Genomic DNA, 25,015 nt, shown 5'->3' on the forward strand with positions numbered 1-25,015 from the left:
TAGAAATTAAATATCGCAAATGCGGATCGCCGCTTTCAGCGATTCAATTTTTTCGTTGTCCGTTGCGCGCTTGGGCATAAACTCTTGCGCGACATATCCTTTGAAGCCAGTTGCATGAATGGCGCGAACAATCGCGGGGTAATACAGTTCTTGTGAGTCATCAATTTCATTGCGACCAGGAACACCTGCTGTATGGTAATGGCCGAAATATTGATGATTATTTTGAATGGTGCGAATAATGTCGCCTTCGCTGATTTGCATGTGGTAAATGTCGTACAGCAATTTAAAGTTGGGCGAATCCAACCGCTTGCAAAGTTCAATGCCCCATGCAGAGTTATCGGCAAAATAATCCGGGTGATCGACTTTGCTGTTGAATAGTTCCATCTGCAACACCACGCCGCGTTTTTCGGCCTGGGCCAGAATTTTTTTCAAACCTTTTGTCGCGTGTTTTAATCCATCTTCCGGATCGCGACCGCGCGCGTTACCGCTAAAACAAATCAGGTTTTTATAACCCGCATCGCTGACCAGATCGATATGTTTGCGATAACTTTCAATCAACGGCTGGTGAAATTTTGCATCGCCCCAACCGTCTTCCAGATTGAGCTCAGCACCGTTGCACATGGAGGAATCTACACCATGTTGTTTGAGGATATGCCACTCGCCCGGCCCCACCAAATCAATTGCAGAAAAGCCCAACCGTTTTACGACCAAACACAACTCTTCCAATGACAAAAAATTAAATGTCCAACGTGCTACCGAGTGCTGGATGTTGCCTTTTAAGGCAGTGTCAGGTGCAACAGATGAGGTGAGCTCTGCCCCAAGTGCAGACAAGCTGGAAAGCCCCAATGCACTTGCGACTGCGCCACGCATAAGCGCACGGCGGTTAAGGGAATCATTCATGGCGGCTAACTCTATTTTTAGATTGTTTTTAGTAGTGGTTTTTTAGATAGCAAGGCACTGGCCATGCACGGCGCTCTCCAAGCCGATAATGAAGATTAGCCCGCACTTGTCTGGCGAGCCAGATGGTCAACGGATCTTTACGCTTTATGACAATAACCTGCAAAAGGCCGTAAAAGCGCTGTAAAAAACGGAAACAATTGTTTGATATTCACGCTTGATAACAGCGCTTTTTTATAAGTGAAAAGCCAGCATAGGCTGGCTTTTGAAACAGCGACTGAACCAACGATTGAAAATTGCTTAAGGTTTTGGCGTTAACGCTTGAATAGCGGCCGAGACATAAACCAAAGGCGCATTCCAGTTAATGGCAATTTCATTACTCGCGTAGCTGCACCAGTGATCTAAATAAGAAGTCGCCGCGTGTTTGGATGGATAGAGAACGGAGCCGCAATCGCTTTGGTCTTGTTGGCCGGGTTGTGGGCCACCCGCCAGAAAACCGGGAATCGGTTCCGCAATGCCATCGGCTTCGGATGGGCGATGATGCGGATGCAAAGTGGACTTATGGCCAAAGCCGGTGACGAAAGATATATCCATCGCGTTGCGACCAAGCACGTAATCCAGCATCGCCTGCGCCGAATCCAAATACTCGCGTTTGCCATTTAACCGATAGGCTTGCACGAGTACCATCGCTTGCCCCAGAGCAACTGAATTACTGCCCCATTTAAAATCATTTTGCTGAAGGGTGACACCGTAAGCCGAGCCTGCCCACACCGACTGCAAATCGGTTGCTAGCGCATTAATGCGCGCCGCAATTAATTGCTGATCAGCAACTGCCGATAAATTCGCACGGTGGTGTGCTAATGAAATCCAACCCAAGCTGCGTACATCACCCCAGGAAGGCACAGTGCTGGAAATGTCTGCGGGTTTCATCGCGGTGTAATACGTCTCTTTCTTGCTGGTGATATACAACTCGGCGGCAGCCCAGAAAAATTCATCGACAAGTTCACGGTCGCCATATTCTCCAGTCTTGATATCGTCTGGTTGTTTATAGATTACGGACGGATTAGCAACCGCCCACGCCCAGGCAGATTCCGCCGCAGCCAACATTTTTGCTGACATGCCCGGCAATTGTTTTTCATAGGGTGCCAACACACGGCTGGCAGCAGCCATTACCGCTGCAAAATCCAGTGCCGCTGCCGTGGTTTTTTGCACAACAAAGCGCTCACTGGTTGCCTCATGCGGCATCACCACACCATCAAAACGTTTATTGGTGAGCTTGTGATAAACACCGCCGTCATGAGGATCTTGCATGCTCAACATCCACTCCAGATTCCACAGGGTTTCGTTGAGCACATCGGGAATGGCATCACCACTCTCGGGAATATTTAACTGTTGCTGATTAAATATTTCCGGAAAGTGTTCATACGCCGCCAGCAAGGAATAAGTCGCAATGCCGGAGTTAACAATGTATTTGTTGTAATCGCCTGCGTCATACCAACCTTTGGGACTGGATATAACCGTTCCCGCTGGGCGCGCACTGCTTGCTGCCGATGGATGAACCAGCACGTGAGTATCCGGATGCCCCAGCGGACGCGCATAGACACCGGCATGTTCGGGCAATAATGCGGCGCTATTGCGGTTAAAATAAAACGCTTTGATGCTTGCGGCATTTAATGCGCGATAAACATCGTCTGCAATCCGGAACGAAAACGAATCCGCCAGACCATCCACACGCACAACGTATTCGCCCGGTGTTTTCACATTGGAAAAATCCGCGCGTTTTACGCGCTCATCAGATGCATCCCAATAAGTTGCCGCACTCAATGTGCCCGTATAGATTTCTGCATCTGTTGCAACATTGATGATGCGAAATTGGGTAGCGCTCACATCGGGAATCACTGCCCATTTGGCCGACTCCGGCAGAAAACCCAATTGATTAAGCTTGATAGCGGCTACTGAGCTTACTGCAGAAGATGCGGCACTATTTGTTGTTGCAGCAGGATCTTTCGGCGTAGCACAGCCAAACAAAAAACCTGATGCACAAACGAGCGCAAGTGCAGAAGTCAGGCGATGGGAAATAAAACCAAGCATTATGAAAACAGGCATTGAAGCTCTCCAGTGTAGTTGTTATTAATCTGGAGAGTCTGGAGATGAAGTAGCGCGAGATCAAATCGCTAATACTTTCTTTACAAAAGGAATAGTAAGTTTACGTTGTTCAGCGAGCGAGGCATGATCAAGCCTTGCCAATTGCCAAAACAGTTCATTGGTATCGCGCGGCAAGCGCTGGATAATGTACTGCGCTACCTCATCGCCCAATTCAAGACCGCGGGCACGGGCACGCATTTGCAGTGCTTGCTGTTTATCATCGTCGCCCAAGCTGTGCACCTGATAGGTCAGCCCCCATTGCAAACGCGAGCGCAAATCTTCTAACCCCAATGCCAATTCACGCGGGCTATGCTCAGCGGCGACCAATAATCGCTTACCCTGTTCACGCAGCTGGTTGTATAAATTGAAAATCGCGCGCTCCCAATCAGGGCGACCCGCGATAGAGGGCAAGCAATCCAGACACACCAAATCCAACGTATCCAGCCCACTGAACAGTTCATCCGGCGCGTAACCCACCATGTCCCTTAACGGCAAATACTGAACCGATAAACCTTGGGATTGCGCTTCATGACAAGCGGCCTGCAGCAGATGGGTAAGCCCGCATCCGGGTGCACCCCACAAATAGACAAACGCTTCGCCAGAGCCAGTAAGTTGATCACGCAAGCCCTGCACTACCATGGCATTGTGGGTGTGGGCTGGCGCATAAAAATTCTCGAAAGTGGCGTCATCATTCAAATTGACGCCAAGCGATAATTGCTGGGGCAAACTCACCATAGATTACTTCTGCCAAACATAAATCAGAGGGTTTTCAACTGTACCGCCATATAAAGGTGTCGGATTCGCTTCAGTCACTGCAGCTGTATCAGGTGTCGAACTGACCCCGGATTGGGCATCATCTGTACCGGGAAGCTGCTCGTTTGCCAGTGCTTGCTCCAACTCGGCCATCGCTGTGGCATCAATCCCGGCAACATCGGGATTTGTCGTAGCGGGCGCACTTGCTGCACTTGCCAGTGGATCAACAATAGTTTCTGTTTGCAAAGGTGCCAACCGACGCCCCAGCGCCAGAGTGCTCATTAATAGTTTTACATCGCCCTCTGTCGTCAAACGCACCAATAAACCTTCAGCATTGACTTGCAGGACTTCCATGCGCTGCACCATCGCCAACTCATCCAGATACGCCTGCACCTGCTTGAATGCTGCGAAGCTGGTGATATTGCCAATACGCAACATAATCACTTGCGGCCCTTGGTCCGTTGGCATGATGGCGTACTGGTTAGCAAAATAATCGGCTGCGCGATCAATCGCCAAACTGAACAGGCTTTTCACATCGGGCGTTTCATCGGCAAATGTTTGGTTACTGCTGGCGTGCAGCAATTGCCAATCACCCAGCCAAGAGCCAGCAATCGGCTCAGGCAGCACACCATCACCAGGCAAACTGGATGAAACGGAGCTGGCAACAGACGAAGCAGGAGTACTTGATGCAACCAACTCGCCCACTTCCGGCACATCAGCCTGTGGTTGCTGTATTACTGCAGGCGGGATGGGCCCCATGCTATATGGGGTATAACGCCCAACCAAAATAGCATCGGCTTTGTAGCGCAGGGATGCCGCTTTGATTTTCTCAATGTCCAAAGCCCATAAGTCATCCGCACTCAGTGACAGGCTATCCTCAAGGTCCATTTTAGGAAAGCCGAGCGGAAGACCACGGTACTGTGCTTGTGCTTGCATGGCCTGTAAATCCGCTACATCGGGCACCAAACGCAAACCGGTAGGATCTTTGGCAACCAGCCATACCAATACTTTCGGACGAGTTGCAGGCCACAGAGGCAATTGCGATTGACGCAACAACTGCTCGATCGCCTTGGGCTCGTAATTTAATTGAAGGCCAATGGCAGGCACTGTTTTGCCATCTTGTGTGATTTTTTCTGCAACACTGTGGTAACTAAAACCGAATAGATAATTCTGTGCCCCCGGTAGAGCCGCCTTGATCGCCGGATGGTCCAACGCGCTACGCTGGCCGGAAACCCTGACGATAACCTCACCAAATGTCGCACGGGCAGCGGCATTACGCTCACTTTCAGACTGGGATTTAACCAGCGTATTGGCGCGGTAAATATCGACTTTTTGGCCAGCCAGTGCAGCGCCGGCATAAATACCGGACAAACCAAGAAGCAAGCCAGACAACAACAGGCGAACAGGTAGGAAATGCAACAAGGATTACCTCTGAATGCAGCGAATAATGCAGTGGGCTGGCATTGTAACAGGCTTGGATAAAGGCGCATCAAGGTAAAATAAGGAAGCATTCAACAAATTTTTATGAATCCCTCAGCTCTGCCTGCCGCAAACTGAACCCGAAAGAACTTGCAGCGCACGCACGCTTTGGCCTGCAAGCCGACATATAAGCTGATAGAATGGCGGCCTTTTTTTAAACCACTCCACTTGTCAGAGCCGTGAGCCCTTTCTTATGAGCCAAAACCAAACTCCTACCCCATCCCTTAGCTACAAAGACGCTGGTGTTGATATCGAAGCTGGCGACGCGTTGGTTGAACGTATTAAAAGCGTTGCCAAACGTACCCGTCGCCCCGAGGTAATGGCTGGCTTGGGTGGCTTTGCAGCCCTGTGTGAAATCCCGGAAGGCTACCGTCAACCCGTATTGGTATCGGGCACTGATGGCGTGGGCACCAAATTGCGCCTGGCGATGAATTTGCAAAAGCACGACACCATTGGCATCGATCTGGTTGCCATGTGCGTTAACGATCTGGTGGTAACAGGTGCCGAGCCATTGTTCTTCCTCGATTACTACGCCACTGGCAAACTCAATGTGGATGTTGCCGCAGCAGTGGTTGCCGGTATTGGCGATGGCTGTGAGCTGGCAGGATGCTCATTGGTTGGCGGTGAAACAGCCGAAATGCCTGGCATGTATGAAGGCGAAGACTACGACCTGGCTGGCTTCTGCACCGGTGTAGTTGAAAAGTCTGAAATCATCGACGGCAGTAAAGTACAACAAGGCGACGCCTTGATCGCCCTCACCTCCAGCGGCCCACACTCCAACGGCTATTCATTGATCCGCAAAATCATTGAGGTAACCAACGCTGACCTTACCCAGGATTGCGGTGGCAGGCCTCTTGCAGATGCATTGATGGAGCCGACCCGTATTTATGTCAAATCTGTACTCAAATTGATCAAGGAATCCAAGGTCAACGCCATGGCACACATCACCGGTGGCGGCCTGACGGAAAATATTCCTCGCGTATTACCTGATGGTTGTAAAGCGGTTATCGACACCAAAAGCTGGGTATTTCCGCCGGTTTTCCAATGGCTGCAAAAAGGCGGCAATGTGGATATGCGCGAAATGTACCGCACCTTTAACTGCGGCGTAGGCATGGTTATCGCCATTCCTTCTGGCGAAAAAGATAACGCGCTGAGCATCCTACGTGCAGCCGGAGAAAATGCGTTTGTGATTGGCCATATTGCCAAAGCCAATGGCGATGAGCACCAAGTGGAACTGCAAGGTCTCTGATTGAACAATGAGCACTGATGATGTAAAAAAAATGCAGGTTGTTGTCCTTATCTCTGGTAGCGGCAGCAATTTGCAAGCCCTGATAGACGGCGCAGCAAGCGGGGAACTCCCCATTTCAATCGCTGCAGTCATCAGCAATCGCCCCGATGTATTTGGCCTGACCCGAGCCTCCCAAGCTGGCATCCCCACCCTGGTGCTTGATCACAAAAGCTTCGCCAGCCGCGAAGCTTTTGATGCAGAACTCATGCGGCAGATTGATGCCTACAACCCCGGGCTTGTCGTGCTCGCGGGTTTTATGCGAATTCTCACGCCTGAGTTTACCCAGCATTATCTTGGCCGGATGCTCAATATACATCCATCGCTATTGCCCAAGTTTCAAGGCCTCAATACCCACCAGCGTGCACTGGATGCAGGCGAGAAACATCACGGTGTTACTGTCCACTTTGTTACCGCAGAGCTGGATGGAGGCCCTGCTGCAATTCAAGCCGCAGTTCCCGTACTGCCTACCGATGATGCGAGTTTGCTGGCAAAACGCGTACAACGTCAGGAACATGTTATTTATCCACTGGCGGTGAAGTGGTTTGCAGAGGGTAAATTAAGAATGGTGGATAGCAAAGCTGAGTTAAATGGTGAACTTTTGCCAGCATCCGGCTATCGAATTGAGGCAAACGAGCCCTAAAAAAGGAATCCTCATGTCCAGCCTCCGAGCTATCGTATTATTTTGTGTTGGCGTATCAATATCATCCTTCGCAAGTGCAACCACTGCACCGAAAACCTTTGACAACCAGTACAAAGCAAAACTCTACGGTTTCAACATTACCGTAACCAATCGCCTGACCCAAACAGCAGATAACCAATACCATCTGCTATTCAAAGCAGAATCGATGATTGGCAGTATTACCGAACAAAGCAAAATGCAATGGAATCCGGCACAGCACACTGTCAGCCCGCTTCATTACAGTTATGCACGGCGCGGAGTAGGGAAAGACCGCACAGCGGAGCTGTCATTTGATTGGAACAAAAAGAGTGTAACCAATAACGTACAGAAAATTAGCTGGCAGATGGATATTGCGCAAAAAGTACAAGATAAATTGAGCTACCAAATCCAGATGCAACAAGACTTGCTCAATGGCAGCAAAAGTTTCAGTTATCAGATTGCCGATGGCGGACGACTTAAAGAATATAAATTTATTGTTGAAGGCGAAGAAATTCTGGATACACCACTCGGCAAGGTAAACACCATCAAAGTAAAACGCAGCCGCGAAAATGATGAGCGCGTAACTTATGCATGGCTTGCCAAAGATTGGAATTATTTATTGGTGCGCCTGCAGCAAGAAGAAAAAGGGGATGTGTATACCATCTACATCCACAAAGCGACTTTGGATGGCAAAGTCATCGAAAAATTTTAACCGTTCATTTCAGTATCACCCTACCCAATTTACCAAACCAAAAGGCTTCATTATGAACATCTCCGAAAACTGCGTTGCCAGCTTCCATTACACACTGACTGACGGCACTGGCAAAGTGCTGGATTCTTCCGAAGGTCATGAGCCTTTATCGTATTTGCACGGTGCAGGAAATATTATTCCGGGCCTGGAAAGTGCTTTGGAAGGTAAAAAAGTGGGCGACAAACTGAATGTTTCTGTTAATGCAGCAGAAGCTTATGGTGTGCGCGATGACAATCTTGTGCAGGAATTGCCATCCAACATGTTCAGCGGCATCGACAATATTGAAGTAGGCATGGAATTCCACGCTGAAACTGAACACGGTTTGCAAGTTGTGACTGTGACCAAAGTCGAAGGCGACCAAGTCACTATCGATGGCAATCACCCACTGGCAGGCGTTGACCTGACGTTTGATGTGGAAATCACCGAAGTCCGCTCAGCAACTGAAGAAGAGTTGAATCATGGTCACGCACATGGTGCAGGCGGCCATCATCACTAATTTCTGAAAGAAAAAATTTCTTTGGGGCACGACTGCCCTACAAATGAAATTTAATAAAGCGAGCCTCATTCGGGGCTCGCTTTTTTTGTGTTAAAAACCATTTTTTATAAGTAATTCGCAACAAAACCCCATCAAAAGATGGTGGCAACTCTCGCAGTCAGTTATTTTTTCAATACGCTATCAAGCGATGTGATATCTGCAATCGGATCGGAAGTATTGGTCACCACAGAAGCAGGAGCTTCAGGTTTATTATCCACCAACGCTGCTTTGTTAATACTCACAATCCGCTCGTACTCATATTGACTGATTTTAAAATAGCGATTGTTGTCGCTACGCGTCACAAAGAAAGCGCCATCTGCTTTTACAAATTCGAACGTGAATTCTCCCGCAGATGATGCCACCGCAATAGTCGCGCGCTCTCCACCTTCCGGAGCCTGTGCTTCAACTGATTGTATTTGCAAGCTGGCAACAGCGTTGGTCAACTCATTCAGTTTTTCTGCTGCGATTTTCTCTGGAGTAGAACCTGCAGGAACAACAAAACTCCATTGATCACCCTTTTTTTGCAGATGGTAATCTGCCGCTTTAATCATGGTTGGATCTTTAACCGCGAGTAAACTTTTTTGTAGCCACTCTGTTGCATTAGTCGCAAACTCAAATGTAGTTAACTCAACGGCGTAAACGTTATCGTCCCCCTCTTTACGCAGATATACTTTTTTAAAGCCCGGGCTGCCGCCCAATAAAATATCCGCTTTTTTTGTATCCCCTGTGAAGAGTTCAATACGGCGCTGGAATTTTTTGTCAGTCACTTCAAATCGCTCATGACTCGCAGACGTCGTTGTCACGGGCCAGGTAAGTTTAGTGCCTTCCAGTTTTTGCAGAATGTCATCCAACTTTTGTTGGTCAACGGGCAACTGATGTAATTCCGGCAATTGCCAGCCAGATGCTGCTTTTTGTAGCGCAGCACTGCTATTCGCATCGCGGATAACAATACGATCAACTTCACTGATCGCCGTGCCCAGCAATGGCTGAGCATCGACATTGAGTTGTGTATTTTTGTTGTAAGCAAATATTCCCACAATAAGCAGCAATTGGACGAACAGGATTAATGTCAGTCGCTGCTGCCATACTTTTACAGGAGACGAAACAGTCACCGCTGTTGCTTTGTTCACATCAATAGTCACTGATTGGTTCATTTCATAAGCCTCTTGGAAAGACGTATTTACGATGGCTAGCTCGCCAACCATTGTTGGTATTGCTGCTCACGGGCGCGCTTGATGCGGTGTTGTACAAAACCAACAATCAAGAGCGCGAGCAATGCCAGACCGTAATTTAAATACTCCCAGAAAGTTTGTGTGCCGTGCTCCATCGCGGGCAATGTACGGTTGAAATTGCTGCGCGCACGAATACTCATTAACCCCTCATCCTCCAATGCCCAGTCCAATGTGTTCGCAAATAATTGCAAACCATTTAAATACTGGCCGCCATTTGCCATGCTCGCCATTGAAATGACTGGGTCACTGAGAAAATCATTTGAGCTGAATAAAATGATGCGTGCAGAATCGGAAGAATGTTGGATCACGCTACCGACCGTATTGGTAGATGCCTCATTTTTTTCTGCGGAATTTCCATCTGCATTTTCAGCAGTGCTCTCTTGCTTGAGCAGAGGCGATTCCTTACCAGCAAAAAAGGAATCAAAACGCCCTTGGGTAATGACACCCAACAAATGGGATTTTTGCTCGCCTGTTGCAATGTAAGGAGTTACACCATCATTGGTAATCTGCGGCACTATATTCATGTCGCCACTCAACCAGGATTTATCGGAACTGCGCAGCAACTCGGTAACCTTCCGGTCTTTTTGTTTTTCTGCATTCAATACAACAGGTGATGCCCACGCCATAGTGACTTGCGGCAAACTGTTGGTGATGGCATTTTCGGATTGCAAACCTGCCCCGCGTACGTCGATAAAATAAGGGTAATCCAGCATACGCATTTCCTGCACACTAAAACCACCCAGATTACGTGTTACCGGCACAGGGAATGGTACGTTCTGTTTATCCATCACCAATTTTTCATCGATCTCAATACCGTGATGTGCCAACCATGCTTTCATACCGCTCTCTTGTTTTTGCAAAGCTAAACTGCGCTGGCTGAGCGATGCTGCATAAGGCGATGTTGCAGCAATAACGGTTCCGCCTTGCATCAAGAATTGATCAACTGCAAACAATTGTTTTTCATTTAAATTGTTAGGCGCAGCAAGGAACAGCACATCGGCCTCACCATTAACCGAACCATCGGTAAGATCTTCACGCACTACATTCAGCTCGGCACCCAAAAACTCTTCCAGCTGATTAAATTGTGCACCTGAGGTGACCATTGCAACGGTTTTGGTAAATCCGCTTGCAAAACGTTTAACTGCAGATGAAAAATTTCGCTCAAAGCTCGATGCACTCATATCATCCAGCGGGATCTGTACCGCTTGATCGCCCTGCGCGAGCGTCATATAAAAATAGAAACGCTCGTTGCTGAACAAATTGGTTGCCATTGGTTTAAAGCCATAATCCTGCGCAATTTGCTCAGCGACTTTACCACCATCGGCAGTGGGATCGATCACATTGACTTTTAAACGGTTTGCCGATTTCTCTTGCTGTATTTTTGCTTCGTTTTCTACCGCACGCTTAAATGCCTGTAATTGTTGCGGCAGTGCATCATCGGCAGAAACATAAACGTTAAACACCAGATCACCCTTCACTGTGTCAAATAAATTGCCACCAGATTGATAGCTGTGCAGTACTTTTTTAATCGCACGTGTCAGGTCATGCTCCGGGTTGCGCAACTTCACATCCAGATCTGATTCATTACTTGCTTTCACTTCAATCAGATCACGGAAACCCAGCACTTGATATTCGTTGCCATACTGTACCAACACGTTGAAATACGAATTCACCACCGATGCCTGATAGCGGTCTGATACCTGGAAAGGTACAGGCTGGATCGCATATTTCTGGTTGGCTTCCTGCTCCAGTTCGGGATTCATCACCGGGTCAATAAACTCCACACGCACCTTGCCCTGACTTTCAATTTCATATTCTTTGATCAAATCGCGGATTTGCGGCACTAAAGGTGCAAGCAGTGGATGAGTTTTATTGCTGAAATAACCGCGGATCAACAATGGCTCTTGCAACTGTTTTAAATAATGTTGCGTTGCTGAAGAAATTGAATATTGATTGCCCTGGGTAGCATCGACACGTAGTTGATTAATTTGCCCTAACCAAAAATTGGCTCCCAAGGCATTAATCAACAACAAGCCGGTCAATGTGCGCCACCCTTGGTGATATTGTTTATTTCCAGTTGCAGCCCAACGCTCGCGTTCCAAAGAAAAGGTATTCAGCGCAAGAAAAACCAGAATGAGGCTGATGTAATAATAAAGATCACGAAGATCAATTACGCCGCGAGTGATTGATTCAAAGCGGGAGCCAGTCCCCATTAAACGCAACCACTCGCTGGCGGTAGTACCGAAAAAATCGGTAATGATTTTGCTACCCAATAAATAAAAAACTCCACAGAGCGCAACAGCACAAATCAAACTGACAATTTGGTTGTCGCTACGCGATGAAACAAAAAGCCCCATACTCAAATAAGCTGCGCCCAACAATAAAGTGGCAAGATACCCTGCAACCACAGGCCCCCAATCCAGATCACCAATGATGGCCACGGTGATAGGTAATGGGAGGGTAATCACCAGCGCAATCACTAAAAGTGCAACGCAACCTAAAAATTTTCCCACCACAAAATGCCACAGAGGAACAGGTTGTGTGAGTACATATTCCAAAGTACCGCTGCGGCGTTCTTCACTCCACATCCGCATGGTGAGCGTACTGGCAAGAAAAATCAGCAACAGTGGCATCCACTCAAACAACGGACGGACATCGGCAATATTGCGCGCAAAAAATGCCTCGCCCCAAAAGAATGTAAAAAGCGTTACGCCTGCAAATACCGCCAAAAATAAATAGGCAATTGGCGATGAAAAAAATAACGAAATTTCTTTATTGGCGATTCGCAACACCGTTTGCTTAGGCTGCATGGTTAATTACCTCCTTTTTTTGCTCTTGTGGGAGATGAAGATTCACATCGCGGAACAAGCTTTCAAGGTCGCGTGTTTCACTGTGCAACTGATACAAGGCCGCACCAGCGTTTATTAACGCGCGCGCAATAGCCGCACAAATATCTTTTATGGAGGCAGCATCGCCGATAGTGATACGCGCGCGCGTTTCATCATCACTGCTGGTTAATACTTCAATTGTTTTTACACCGGTGACGATGTCCAGTGTCTTTTTCAGTTCATCTGCTTTCATGCTGGATGCCAGCAGCAGAGAGCGACTAACTCTTAAGTCTGCCAACTTTTCATCCAACACCAGTTTGCCCGCGCGCATCATCAATACGCGATCGCACAACGCATCCACTTCTTGCATGATGTGGGTTGACAGAATAACCGTCGCCTCTTTGGCGATGCTGCGGATGAGTTCGCGCATTTGCAGGGTTTGCTGGGGATCGAGACCGTTTGTTGGTTCATCAAGAATTAGCAACGCAGGTTTACCTAATAGCGCTTGGGCAACACCAACGCGCTGTTTGTAACCGCGCGACAAGGTGGCGATAGGCGCAAGCAGTTTTGCAGCAATATCTGTCGCCTTAATAACGCGTTTTATTTCCTGTTGCTTTTCAATATCGCGCAAGCCTTTCAGCTCGGCTGCGTAATCCAGATATTCAGCTACCGACATCTCCGGATACACCGGCAAACTTTCCGGCAAATAGCCTATTTTTCTTTGCAGGCTTTTTACATGATCGGAAAGTCGCTTTCCCTCGAAATAAATATGGCCGTCGCTTGGTTCAAGATAACCACTGAGCATTTTCATGACTGTCGTTTTACCTGCACCGTTATGACCAAGCAAGCCTACTATCTCTCCTTTGGCGATAGAAAAATCCACAGCTTCTGCCGCGATAAAATCGCCGTAGGCTCGCTTGAGTTTTGACACTGTCAGCATAAAAGCCTCCGCATAAATGGACGAAAAAGATAAATCAAATGGATGCAATATAAATGGGCACAACAACACGCCTCACGTTGCCCATGGCAAATGAAGAAACGGAAGCGTATTGATAAGAAAAAGAATCAGTTTGGCGGTGGCCGCCAATTTACGAGGCAAACAACAAGGCAAGTAATAAGACAGATGTAGAGTCGCTGAGTGATCGCGTTATACATTGTTTTTTTCCTCAGTAACGGGGTTATTCCCAGAAAACAATCGTAAAGACGAAGACGCGCGTTAGATAAGGCTTGTACCTGAAAGTTCAAGACAGGCCTTCATAAAAAAATATAAAAATTTTTTATAAAGACTCATTTTTGAAATAAATTTTAATTATTGACAACACCCTTGAATTCGCCGATCAATACCCCGATTTTATTTCCGTGATCGGTGTCATCCCTGAGCCATCACCCATTAATTGTTTTTATTTTTTATCGCTTCTACGGAGGATATTTTATGAATGCAATTGATCTTTCCCCTCTCTATCGCAGCACCATCGGTTTCGACCGTCTGGGTGCACTGTTAGATACTGCTCTGCGCGCTGACCAAAGTGCGGCCGGGTATCCTCCTTACAACATTGAGCTCACAGGCGAGAACCGCTATGGCATTACCCTCGCGGTAGCAGGCTTTGAGCAACATGAGCTGGATATCCAAACCGAGCGCGGTGTATTGACTGTGCGCGGCAAAAAAGCCGAGGTCAATAAAGAAGAGCACAAGTATCTCTATCAGGGCATAGCCACCCGCAGCTTCGAGCGCAAGTTCAGCTTGGCCGATCATGTCGAGGTGACCGGTGCCCAGCTTAATAATGGTCTGCTGACCATCAGCTTGGTGAAGGAGGTTCCCGAGGCAATGAAACCCAAAACCATTGCCATCAATAGCAGCGGGAATTTGATCCAACACAATGCTGATACCAGCAAAGCCGCTTAAGTTATACAGCGGGGGCAATCTGTTGCTCCCGCTGTTTTACAGTAAAACAAACCTTTCTCACTGGCGAAAAAGCACGCGCCGAATCAATCACACCGCCCACATGCCTGCCCCTGAACTATTTCTATAGGCAGTTACCGATGCTTTGCTAGCGGAGGATAATTTTTATTGCAGCCCGACCTCTGGCGAGGAGAGAAATCGCGTAAAATTCTCGGCGACTCTTTTTGATAGCTGGATGACACCATGACTTCTGCGTTAACCCCTACCCTGCAATTTGCCACTGATTTAATCCGCTGCCGCTCTGTCACTCCTGAAGATGACGGCTGTCAGGAAATGATGATCAAACGCCTTGAGGCAATCGGTTTTAAAACCTCGCGTTTACGTTTTGGCGAAGTAGATAACTTCTGGGCGATTCGCTCCGGTATAGAGGGCGATGTAGGCCCGATCCTCGCGTTTGCAGGTCACACCGACGTAGTGCCTACTGGCCCGGAGGCTAACTGGAATAACCCGCCGTTTGAACCGCGTATTATTGATGGCATGTTGCACGGGCGCGGCGCGGCCGATATGAAAGGCTCACTCGCGAGCATGGTTGTCGCCTGCGAAAATTTTATTGCCAAGCATCCGAACCACAAAGGCCGTATCGCGTTTTTGATCACCAGTGATGAAGAAGGTCCTTCCGTTAATGGCACGGTAAAAGTGGTGGAATGGCTGGAAGCGAATAACACCAAAATGGCCTGGTGTATTGTGGGTGAACCATCCAGCACCAAGGTGGTGGGCGATGTCATTAAAAATGGCCGCCGTGGTTCGCTTGGCGCGATTTTGAAAGTAAAAGGCATTCAAGGTCACGTGGCTTATCCACACCTGGCCGATAACCCTATCCACAAGCTGGCTCCTGCACTGGCAGAGCTCGCCGCAGAACATTGGGATAACGGTAATGAATTTTTCCCGGCAACCAGCTTTCAAGTGTCCAACATCAATGGCGGCACTGGCGCAACCAATGTGATTCCCGGCGAAGTGGAAGTGGTTTTTAATTTCCGTTTTTCTACCGAACTTACCGAACAAATCCTGCGTGAGCGCACCGAAGCGATTTTGAATAAACACAATCTCACCTACGATCTGCAATGGATTTTAAGCGGCCAACCCTTTTTAACCCCACGCGGAGATTTGGTTAATGCGGTTGTGGATGCGATTAAATCCGAAACCGGCATTGATACTGAATTATCGACCTCGGGCGGCACCTCCGACGGACGCTTTATTGCCCCTACCGGTGCGCAAGTTGTTGAGCTTGGCCCTATCAATGCGACCATCCACAAAGTTAATGAATGTATCAGCGCCGATGATTTAAACAAGCTGACAGCGATTTATGAACGCACGTTAGAAAATTTGTTAACGTAAAACCAAGCGTACCTTTAAGTAAAAAGCCCTGCGAGCGCGGAAATGCTATTCAATTAAGTGTTATCGACAACCAAGAGCGTCATTCCCGCTTGCGGGAATCCATAGGTTTAAAGGTCAAAAACTGGACTCCCGCAAGCGGGAGTGACGATAGCTACATTAAGTGAACAACATTGTTGTATTTGCAGGGCTTTTTGTTTGCATCGAAAATATCAAAACGACAAATATTCATACCCTTGTTTGTCATACAGGTCGAACAAGTAGCTTCGTGTCGCGGCATCAAGCGGGTTTCTACTGAAATCCAACTCAGCTTCTTTATTTAATTTTTCAACACCGCTTACACTCGTTAATTGGTTATCGGTCAACAACACCCATTTAATTTTCGTGTTTTTGGATAGATCGATACTGCCTATTTGGTTATAGGTCCCCCAAAGCACTTCCAGATCCGGCAGCTTGCTGGTATCCAATGCGGTGATGCGATTATCCAGCACATTTACATCTACCAGTTTGGTATTCGCAGACAGCGACAGATTACTCAACTGGTTTTTATATACCAATAACTTGCGCAATTCCGGCAACATGCTGATATCCACAGCGGTTAATTTATTTTCCATTATTTCCAGTTGCGCCAGTGCAGTATTTTTCGATACATCAATATTGCTTAACCCAAGCCCCGCAAGATTCAGAAATGCCAATTTGGGCAGCATGGAAACATCAACGGCAGTCAGTGATGTCCAACCAACATTCAGCGATGTCAGCTCGGTGTTAACAACCCAATCCAATGCGGTGATTGGATTGCGCGATACATCCAAAGTATGTAATTGCAACAGCGGGCTGATCACCAAGCCAGTGATGTTATTGTTCTCCACATTCACTGATTGCAAACGGGTATTGGCCGTTAAATCGATTTGCGCTAGCTGATTATCATGCACATCGAGCCTCACTAAATTCACCAGAGGCGATACATTTAATTGTGTAAGCCGGTTCTCGCTCACATTTAATGTGGTGAGTTTGGTGTTTTGACTGACATCCACCGCATCCAGGTAATTATCCGAAAGATTCAGCTCCGTTAACTGTTGGAAAAAAGCGAAACTCCACGAACCCGATAAGCGTGTTGAGGTGAGCGATAATTTTTGCAGATTGGGAAATAACGTCAGTTCCTCATACGAGGAGACAGGATCAAACAAATTACCACATACCAATTCGGTAATACTTTGCGCCGTGATCACCGAGTTACTTTTATCTTCCATTTCTGTGATGCAACGAATCAAGCCGCGATCTTGTAATTGCAGTTGATCGGCCAACGAGCCAACGCGCACAAAACTGACATTCAACGTGCAGGATTCGGCAATGGGCCCGACAATGACTTGATTGCCTTCAATGCGATGATCGCAACCATAAGCTCCCGCGACACGGTACCCCGCCTCCGGCGTTGCCATCAGCGCAGTTGTCGCATTCGCATCCACATCAATAAATCCGTTGGGAACTATGCTCCCACCTTTATTCGATAAGGCATTAACAAACAGCTCGTCTGCACGGGAAGATACCGCGCTGGATACTGATGATGCGCTTTGGTTACTGCCCACAAGCGAGGAGCTTGCCAGTGATGAGTTGCTCTGGCTCTGCACTGAGCTTGCGGGAAGCTCGCTGGCCGCACTGCCGGATGACACGCTGGACACCGCACTGCTGCTGTTCGTGTTGCTCTTGTTACCACTGCTGCCGCCACAAGCGACCATTGCGCTTGCTAATAGCACTACTGCGAAAGATTGAATCGAGATTTTCATTTCACCACCCGTTTTACAACGCCTACTGAGCCATCCGAGGTTATTAACACAGCGCACCAGTTTACCACCCATATCATCGCTGACTCATTCAGATTAACCCTGCCCCTAATACCTGTCTGTAGATTTTTGTGAACAACAAAAACGTGTGGCGCACGCAAAAGCCAGCGCCAAAATCACGGCGAAAATAATCTAAATATCACTTTTTCAAGCATAACAATTTGAAAATAAACACTATTTTAAAGTTGTCATGGTTCTTGCTGAAACCTGCCTGACTGTGCAAAAACGTCGATTTTTTGAACATCTCTGACTGTACAGCTACAAGCCCCACTTTGCCCATCAAGCAACATTTGTCATTCAGCATATGAAGGAAGATGAACATGACTAGCTCTTTTTTTAGTGAAGTATTGCGTATCCCCGGCGCGAAAGTCTTGAGCCGCGAAGAAGCGGCTTTTCAATATGGTGCCGATACCGGCGCGAGCGAGCGCCTGCCAGCCGGTGCGATTATCGTCAAAGAAGTCGATGCCATTCCGGAAATATTGGCACTCGCGAACGAATTTAAAATTCCCCTCTGGCCCATTAGTGGTGGGCGCAATTTTGGTTACGGCACTTCGCTTCCGGTAGACACACGCAGCTTTATTGTGGATTTGTCGCAGCTGCGCCGCGTGTATATCGATGTGCAATCTTCTACCGCGTTAATTGAGCCGGGTGTGACGCAAGCTGATTTGCATGCAGCGATTAAAAAAAGCGGAGCCGACTTATTAGTGCCAACTACCGGTGTTGGCCCTAACGGCAATATTCTGGGCAATGCGCTGGACGGTGGTTACGGTTTAACACCGATTACCGATCACTTTGATGCCATCAGTGAGCTGGAAGGTTACTGGGGCAACGGCACTGAATTCCGTCACACTTATCAGGATCTAAATTGCCCTGAAATGGCGAAGCGTTGGAATGCAGGCACCGGTTATTCATGGGCAGGTTTATTGCGTCAAGGCAACTTTGGCATAGTGACGCGCGCGCGCGTTCAATTGGCGCGCACACCGGAAGCCACACGTATTCTGGTGTTTGAATGGAAATCGCAAGAGGCTTTTATTGCCAGCCAAACAGAATTGAATAAATTGACAGAAGATATTCCCGGCATCGGCGGCATTATTATGATGAACGATTGCCGAATTCTTTCGACACAAGTCGATACTCCTTTGGCATCGCCACTCAAAGGTGAGGCGCGCGCCCACTATTTGCAGCAACTTGCCAAAGAGCGAAAAATTTCTGCATGGACCGGGCTGGGAACACTTTATGGTTCGCGTGCCGCCGTTGCCGGATCGGTAAAAGATATCCGTCGCCGTTTAAAGAATTGCCGCGTGTGGAGTTTTTCTCCAGCACAAATCAAACAACTGCAAAAAGTACAGGCCTATCTGCCTAAATGGGGTTTTGCCGCACTGCGCCGCCATTTTGGTGCGCTGGTCAATACCTTGGGTACGGTTGAGGGCTACCCCATAGTCGCGTTTTTAAAAATCGCTTACGCACTTGACCCTACCGCAAAAAAACTGGATGTACATTCGCACCCGGCAAAAGATGGTGCCGGTATTTTGTGGTACGCACCGCTTGTTCCGTTTACTGCGGATGAAGTAGAACGCTATCGCACAGTGATGAGCAAATGTTTGACTGACAATGGATTTGATCCGCTGCTGGCAGTGACATCGCGCTCATCGCGCACCTTGTCAGGCACTATTCCGCTGTTGTTTGACCGCAAAAATGCTGAGGATGTCGCGCGCGCAAAACAGTGTTATCGCGCATTGGTAAAAACCGGTTTGGAAAACGGTTGGCCACCCTACCGTTTGGGAATTGATTACATGGACATGATTGCTTGCCCCGCCGACTCGCCCAGCGCGCAAGTGCAACAATTATTGAAAAATGCGTTGGATGAAAATGCGGTGATTGCATCTGGCCGTTACGAGCATGTAAAACCCATCGCACCTTTTATTCCAGAAGCGATACCCGAAACCATTCCAGAGGCCGCGACACTCGCAAGTCAGGAAACGAATCTGGATTACACAAAAATGTTTGGTGCCCGTTTGATCCAAACCGAAACCAGCGAGGCTTAACCTGTAGTAACAACGGACAATTTGAACACGACTCGCCCGTAATTGATTGGCCGCAGAATAACGAACCGGAAGGAATCCATTATGAACAGAATAATCGCTATCGCATCAGGGACGATGCACTACTTATTCATTAACCGATTACCAATAATTCACTATGAATTAATCAGCGAGCTTATCCAAATTCACTATTAATAAACTACCGGTAAAACGTTTGGGCTCCAGGCAATACCAGGTCAGCATTTCGCTATCCCAACGTTCACATTTATCCACCAAATCCAAAAAAGGTTGGCGGCCGGGGTCGGCCAACACCAGTTTTTTAACACCGGCATTCGCAGCTCGCTTTAACAGTGAAAACCATTCACTCGTCAGCTCAGGCCAAAAACAAATATCGCCGCCCACAATGACATCGAATTTGCTTAAGTCGGCCTTTTTCATAGAGTCCATCGCGCCCTGGCGAGTTTTGACCGCTACATTATTTAAATCGGCCTGCAACTGCAAAAAACCAAATACCTGATCATCAATATCCAACCCTGTTACCTTGTGCCCTTGGGTCGCAAGGTAGATTGACGTAGGCCCCCAGCCGCAACCGACATCGAGCACACGACTTTTTTTCTTGAGTGGATTGTGAGTGAAATAATCCATCAATAGATAACTGGAATCCCAATGGCGATCGCCGTGGGCACTGGGCGCAGTGTCTTTTTTTACACGTTTGATCGCGGGACTTTTTTCTTTGTACAACCAGATACCATAAGCAGGAAAGGTATTTTTTGCAGGAGGGATAAATAACTCGGGCACAGTAAATCCTCGCTCGTTCCAGTTGATAGTAAAATCACGTGAAGTTGAAACACAGTTATCGACTGATTCTATGACAGAAATAAGACACTAATGTGACAAGGCATCACATACATAAGAAGCGGATAGAAAAACAAGAAACAGATAAAAACACAACACCACAATTATTGCACCGATAAAATGCACAAGCGGCTGTTGAATGTAGCAGAAAATGGACGTGGTTTTGATGTCCAGTCCTGAAATAAGTTGACACTGATTTATCCAAACGCCCGATGCACCTCATCGGGCGTTTTGTATTCTAGGGATAGATGCGGACGACGTTCGTTGTAGATCCGAATCGACTCGGCCACCATCACTTTTGCTTCTGCAAGATCCCTGGGTTTCCTTATCAAAAACTCACTTTTCAAAATACCATTCACACGCTCTGCCAGCGCATTTTGATAGCAGTCGTAACCATCCGTCATCGAACAATGAACACCGTATTGATAATGCAATTTCTGGTATTGCGCTGAACAATACTGAATACCCCGATCTGAATGGTGGATGAGCTCATCACCACTGCGTCGCTGCTGTAGTGCTTGTTTATACGCACCGATTACTGACTCAGCCTTCAGATTGTCATGGACGCAATGCCCCACAATCTTGCGCGAATAGGCATCGGTCACCAAACTCAAATAGGCCTCGCCCTGATGCACGGGTAAATAGGTAATGTCAGCCACCCAAACATGTTCTGGTCGTTGCGGAATCACTTGATGTTCACCAGGCTTCAGAAGATTGGGATGTTTGCGAAAGCGATGATGGCTGTGCGTTGTTTTGTGATAAGCCCGCTTGGTGGGAACCAGCAGGCGATGTTCGCGCAGCAAAGCAAACAGTCGATCTCGCCCCACAACCAATGCGGATTGTTGTAACAAGCGCTGTAGTTTGCGCGTTCCGATGCAGGGTTGTAATGCACGTTCACGCTGCACCGCATCAAGGAGTATCTGCGTGTGCACTTCTCGTTGTCGCACCCGCTTACATTGTTGATACCAGGCTTGCCGACTGATGCCGAGTAGCTGGCAACCACGGACAACGGATAAACCCGCTAACGTTTTCGTTTGGATGATGTTCCGTGCGGCTTTTTTACCACGCTGACTCCATAGTCGCGCTTGAGTACATCAACCACCGCTTCGAAAAAATCCGCTTTTTGTTGGGTTAGAGCGAGCTGCTGTTCCAGTTCTTTGATGCGCTGTTCTGGCGTTTGAGGGCGAGGATTATCGGACATGAGGAGGCCTTTTGCTGGTAAACCTAATGACCAATCCAGTTGACCATGCTTGCGCAGCCAACACAAGACTGTAGATCTGCCTTGTATACCGTAGCGAGACTGGGCTTGTTTATAAGTCATCTCTCCTTTTTCGATTTGATCGACAAGAGCCAATTTAAAGGCGAGAGAGTAATCACGCTGGGTGCGTTTAATAACGGGATTCATAACACTTTCCTCAGTAGAGAGTAGAAAAGTGTCAACTTTATTCAGGACGAGTCATGATAATAAAAAAAGCCGCAAATTGCTTTGCGGCTTTTTTTATTTTTTTGCATCCTTACTGACAATGAAACATCACGAAACACGACGACGAGCAAAGAAAATCGACAACAAACCAATCACCAACAATATTCCGATATTAGACTCAGGTAGCATGATGTTTGGCGTTCCTGATCCGAACAAAAACATATTCGATAAACCGCCACCCTTGCCGCCAACACGCTCATATGTAAAGGAACCGGATGTTTGGCCGGGCGTGATCACCCAGGCAAATGCATCGGGGTTACCACCACCATGACCGACATGCATGGTAATAACGGCTCGGCTATAGACATTCCAAAATGAGCTATCAATTGCCCAAGTACCGGTAACATCTGTGCCCCAGGAATCTGTAGCTACCGAGAATAAATCATCGCTGCCTTCCGCAGTTAACTCACCTTCTTTTATCCAAGCGTAATTCGTTCCAAACAGTGCATTAAGATCATCTGAATCATTCAGATTAATCTCAACATCTGTTTTACACTCAAGCGCATCCCCCAAGGTAGCAACGCGCTGATCATCCGGTTCACACGTAATAAGCCCTGCATGGGCAGCAGAAGCACACACCGACATCAAAAGACCAACAAAGCTGATTTTCCATAGTGTAGACATAGCAGTTCTCCACATCGAATGTGACACATGTCCCCAGTTATGATGCAAAGCCAATACCGTCGTCAAAATCATCACACAATACAATTGGTTAGATAACGACCAGCACATGTAACAGCGTTTTGCTCATCGAAAATGTCAAAATTTTCGACTTTTTGACGCCATAAAAACGTCAGAATATTGCCGCAGAAGACGCCAGCATGACTCACCAGCAGGTGCGCGCACACCATAAGCATGGTAATTTGCAGGCCAATTTTTCCTTGTATTTGTGCTGTCATCGACTATGAAATCTGTATTTTGCTTTGTCTTCTGGCCCATTTTTTTTACCGCGCAGCTCATTGGATTGGCGCTGGTAAGCTGGCATCTTCTTGCCCAGCTGCATTTTGCGTATCCGCTTGGCTACCAATTGTTAAAGCTGGATAAACACATCGCTGAATTTGCTCCGCTCAATCGCCACAAAGACGATTTTGAACTGACATCACCGCAAGAGCATTGGCGTTTGTTCAGCGAAATTAGTGATGCTGTACAAGACAGCGGGCGCGGTTTGCAAAATATCAGTTACACATTGAAAGATGGCCGCACCACGAGCTTGATGCACGAAGCCGAAATTATTCATCTGCAGGATGTCGCTAACCTGATTGATGTCTTTTATGCGGTGGGAATTACCAGCTTGTGTGTGTGGTTGGTGTTGATCGCACTGGCGCGCTGGCAAGCATACTCACTGCCTTCGCCTAAAAAAATCCTGCTGGGATTTTTAGCGGGCATAAGTGCAGTGGCGATTGTTGTGATCGCTATTGGCCCTACTGCCGTTTTTTATTGGTTGCATGTGCAGGTTTTTCCCGATGGTCACCAGTGGTTTTTTTATTATCAGGATTCACTGATGACCACACTGATGAAAGCACCGGATATTTTTGCGTTTATTGCGCTATTGTTATTGGCGCTGATGATTGCGCTTTGGTGTGCGGCGCTTTATGGCATTAGGGTTTTGTTGAAGCGCGCAAAGTAAAAAATGCCCAGGCCAACAACGCACTGATCACCACCGCAAAAAACGGCAACTGCCACAAGAGCGCATTGCGCAACGATGCGCCTTCTGGCGTATCGGGAAAGCTGGCAAGCAATACAGAAAAGCCCAAACTAAATAAGCCATAACCTAAATTAAATACCAAACCTTTCACCGATAATACCGTCGCACGGCGCGATGAATCTGCCGCGTTGTGCAAGGTTCGGCTCAGGGTAAAACCCAAATAGCCCATCAACATCATCAAAAACAAAGTGGGGATTAATCCATAAACCGGCCACATGGGCACTAACAAAACTAACCCCAATAATGTTGCCGCACTGATAATCACTAAGTTTGTCATCAGACTAAAACGCGTATTCAAATAATTCGCCATGGTCGGTACAAACCAACCCAACACACCCACAGCCGCACCGAGCAAACCAAACGTCCACTCGGGCAATTCAATCAAGCGATAATAACTACTGGTAATAGTGGCAAAATTTCGCACGATGGAATCCAGCGCAACGCCCACCAATATCACCACCAATGCAACGGGATGTGTTATCACCCAGCGCACGGTATCCAACGTAAGCCGAAACGCTTGCGTTAACGTCGAACCACTCGCGCTGTGCACTGGCTCCACCATCCGCAAGGTAATCAATAAACAAGCCACAGCTTGCAGCAACACTAACAGCACCGGCAAACGCTGCGCGATATTTTCTGATACATGCAGGCTTTCAGGTAAAAGGACATTAACGCTATCCGGATCGTACAGCAGGCCACCAATAATCATCGCCACCACAAAACCCAGCGAACGCCAACGCATTGCACTGGCTAACAATTTATCCCAGGCACTTGCGCGATTCTCAGGCGGCAGCGAATCGTAAGCCAAGGCTTCATCGGCACCACTTGCGCAGGCCTCCGATAACCCGGAGCAGATCCGGTTAATCACGCAGAGCACAAACAATAATGTTCCACCATCGCGCGGTGCCATCAATAAACACAGCATCTCCACAATCATGAGTACCGATGCCGCAATCAACAACGTTCGCCGCCCAATCGTATCGGCCAATGCTCCAGAAGGCACTTCAAACAAAAAAATTGTCAGCGCCCAAATTAAATTGAGCAACACAAACTGATCGAGCGTTAACCCCAAATCGATAAATAAAACTGCAAGTACCGGATAATAAGCACGCGCAGTAAAAAATACCGAGAAAATGACAAATCGGTTGGCATTAAGCGAGAGGTTTTGTTGCATCGGGTACCTTTTTAATTGAGCACCTAGTCTTGCGCTTTTATCAGTGTTGTATTTTCT

General features: G+C 47.6%; 20 protein-coding genes. 8 read left to right on the forward strand and 12 right to left on the reverse strand.

Annotated elements, in window-relative coordinates; genetic code table 11:
• Nucleotides 1–6 precede the first annotated feature (6 nt).
• The 4 genes from VC28_RS08260 to VC28_RS08275 form a co-directional block, all read right to left on the reverse strand.
• Nucleotides 7–900: a hydroxypyruvate isomerase family protein gene (locus VC28_RS08260; RefSeq protein ID WP_049630227.1), complete on the reverse strand. Its 894-nt coding sequence runs from the start codon at nt 898–900 to the stop codon at nt 7–9.
• Between the two features lie 297 nt (nt 901–1,197).
• Nucleotides 1,198–3,003, reverse strand: a complete 1,806-nt coding sequence (locus VC28_RS08265; RefSeq protein ID WP_156184303.1) for a glycoside hydrolase family 9 protein — start codon at nt 3,001–3,003, stop codon at nt 1,198–1,200.
• Between the two features lie 60 nt (nt 3,004–3,063).
• A complete protein-coding gene (gene hda / locus VC28_RS08270; RefSeq protein WP_049630228.1) occupies nt 3,064–3,777 on the reverse strand; it encodes a DnaA regulatory inactivator Hda in 714 nt (237 codons plus the stop codon).
• Nucleotides 3,778–3,780: 3 nt separating this feature from the next.
• Nucleotides 3,781–5,214, reverse strand: coding sequence for a DUF2066 domain-containing protein (locus VC28_RS08275; RefSeq protein ID WP_231591679.1), 1,434 nt, complete (start codon nt 5,212–5,214; stop codon nt 3,781–3,783).
• Between the two features lie 253 nt (nt 5,215–5,467).
• Between VC28_RS08275 and purM the strand changes: the two genes are divergently transcribed.
• Genes purM through slyD form a run of 4 tightly spaced genes read left to right on the forward strand, consistent with a single transcriptional unit; the run spans nt 5,468 to nt 8,467 of the window.
• A complete protein-coding gene (gene purM, locus VC28_RS08280; protein WP_049630230.1) occupies nt 5,468–6,523 on the forward strand; it encodes a phosphoribosylformylglycinamidine cyclo-ligase in 1,056 nt (351 codons plus the stop codon).
• 7 nt (nt 6,524–6,530) lie between these two features.
• The gene (purN, locus tag VC28_RS08285) at nt 6,531–7,202 is read left to right on the forward strand and encodes a phosphoribosylglycinamide formyltransferase (RefSeq protein WP_049630231.1); all 672 of its coding nucleotides are present in this window, start codon (nt 6,531–6,533) and stop codon (nt 7,200–7,202) included.
• Between the two features lie 13 nt (nt 7,203–7,215).
• Nucleotides 7,216–7,932, forward strand: coding sequence for a DUF3108 domain-containing protein (locus tag VC28_RS08290; protein WP_049630232.1), 717 nt, complete (start codon nt 7,216–7,218; stop codon nt 7,930–7,932).
• 52 nt (nt 7,933–7,984) lie between these two features.
• A complete protein-coding gene (gene slyD / locus VC28_RS08295) occupies nt 7,985–8,467 on the forward strand; it encodes a peptidylprolyl isomerase (RefSeq protein WP_049632260.1) in 483 nt (160 codons plus the stop codon).
• 161 nt (nt 8,468–8,628) lie between these two features.
• Here the strand turns inward: slyD and VC28_RS08300 are convergent, their stop codons facing one another.
• The 3 genes from VC28_RS08300 to VC28_RS08310 are packed head-to-tail and all read right to left on the reverse strand — an operon-like array spanning nt 8,629 to nt 13,506.
• Nucleotides 8,629–9,660 carry a DUF4340 domain-containing protein gene (locus VC28_RS08300; protein ID WP_049630233.1) on the reverse strand — a complete coding sequence of 344 codons (1,032 nt, stop codon included), beginning with the start codon at nt 9,658–9,660 and terminating at the stop codon, nt 8,629–8,631.
• A gap of 35 nt (nt 9,661–9,695) precedes the next feature.
• Entirely contained in the window at nt 9,696–12,548 is a 2,853-nt protein-coding gene (locus tag VC28_RS08305) for a Gldg family protein (protein WP_049630234.1), read from the reverse strand.
• Nucleotides 12,538–13,506, reverse strand: a complete 969-nt coding sequence (locus tag VC28_RS08310; protein ID WP_049630235.1) for an ABC transporter ATP-binding protein — start codon at nt 13,504–13,506, stop codon at nt 12,538–12,540. The genes VC28_RS08305 and VC28_RS08310 overlap by 11 nt, the downstream gene beginning before the upstream one ends.
• A gap of 492 nt (nt 13,507–13,998) precedes the next feature.
• Between VC28_RS08310 and VC28_RS08315 the strand changes: the two genes are divergently transcribed.
• On the forward strand, nt 13,999–14,469 hold the full coding sequence (locus tag VC28_RS08315; protein WP_049630236.1) for an Hsp20 family protein: 471 nt from the start codon (nt 13,999–14,001) through the stop codon (nt 14,467–14,469).
• 240 nt (nt 14,470–14,709) lie between these two features.
• Nucleotides 14,710–15,861: a succinyl-diaminopimelate desuccinylase gene (gene dapE / locus VC28_RS08320; RefSeq protein WP_049630237.1), complete on the forward strand. Its 1,152-nt coding sequence runs from the start codon at nt 14,710–14,712 to the stop codon at nt 15,859–15,861.
• 209 nt (nt 15,862–16,070) lie between these two features.
• Here the strand turns inward: dapE and VC28_RS08325 are convergent, their stop codons facing one another.
• Entirely contained in the window at nt 16,071–17,642 is a 1,572-nt protein-coding gene (locus VC28_RS08325) for a leucine-rich repeat domain-containing protein (protein WP_156184304.1), read from the reverse strand.
• Nucleotides 17,643–18,019: 377 nt separating this feature from the next.
• Between VC28_RS08325 and VC28_RS08340 the strand changes: the two genes are divergently transcribed.
• Entirely contained in the window at nt 18,020–19,744 is a 1,725-nt protein-coding gene (locus VC28_RS08340) for an FAD-binding oxidoreductase (protein ID WP_049630241.1), read from the forward strand.
• Between the two features lie 159 nt (nt 19,745–19,903).
• Here the strand turns inward: VC28_RS08340 and VC28_RS08345 are convergent, their stop codons facing one another.
• The 3 genes from VC28_RS08345 to VC28_RS08360 form a co-directional block, all read right to left on the reverse strand.
• Nucleotides 19,904–20,539, reverse strand: coding sequence for a class I SAM-dependent methyltransferase (locus VC28_RS08345; RefSeq protein WP_049630242.1), 636 nt, complete (start codon nt 20,537–20,539; stop codon nt 19,904–19,906).
• A gap of 254 nt (nt 20,540–20,793) precedes the next feature.
• Nucleotides 20,794–22,001, reverse strand: a protein-coding gene (locus VC28_RS19540) for an IS3 family transposase (RefSeq protein WP_156184249.1) whose coding sequence is annotated in 2 segments (ribosomal slippage) — nt 20,794–21,659 and nt 21,659–22,001 — 1,209 coding nt in all. Because the reading frame shifts where the segments join, the coding sequence is not laid out codon by codon here.
• 126 nt (nt 22,002–22,127) lie between these two features.
• Nucleotides 22,128–22,703, reverse strand: a complete 576-nt coding sequence (locus tag VC28_RS08360) for a hypothetical protein (protein WP_049630243.1) — start codon at nt 22,701–22,703, stop codon at nt 22,128–22,130.
• Between the two features lie 280 nt (nt 22,704–22,983).
• Here VC28_RS08360 and VC28_RS08370 point away from each other — a divergent pair, with 280 nt between their 5' ends.
• The gene (locus VC28_RS08370; RefSeq protein ID WP_049630245.1) at nt 22,984–23,706 is read left to right on the forward strand and encodes a lipoprotein intramolecular transacylase Lit; all 723 of its coding nucleotides are present in this window, start codon (nt 22,984–22,986) and stop codon (nt 23,704–23,706) included.
• On the opposite strand, the gene VC28_RS08375 is transcribed toward VC28_RS08370, so the two are convergent.
• Complete coding sequence (locus VC28_RS08375) at nt 23,678–24,958, reverse strand: MFS transporter (RefSeq protein ID WP_049630246.1); 1,281 nt, start codon at nt 24,956–24,958, stop codon at nt 23,678–23,680. The genes VC28_RS08370 and VC28_RS08375 overlap by 29 nt on opposite strands.
• Nucleotides 24,959–25,015 lie beyond the last annotated feature (57 nt).

The sequence above is a fragment of the Cellvibrio sp. pealriver genome (assembly GCF_001183545.1).
Classification (GTDB): domain Bacteria; phylum Pseudomonadota; class Gammaproteobacteria; order Pseudomonadales; family Cellvibrionaceae; genus Cellvibrio.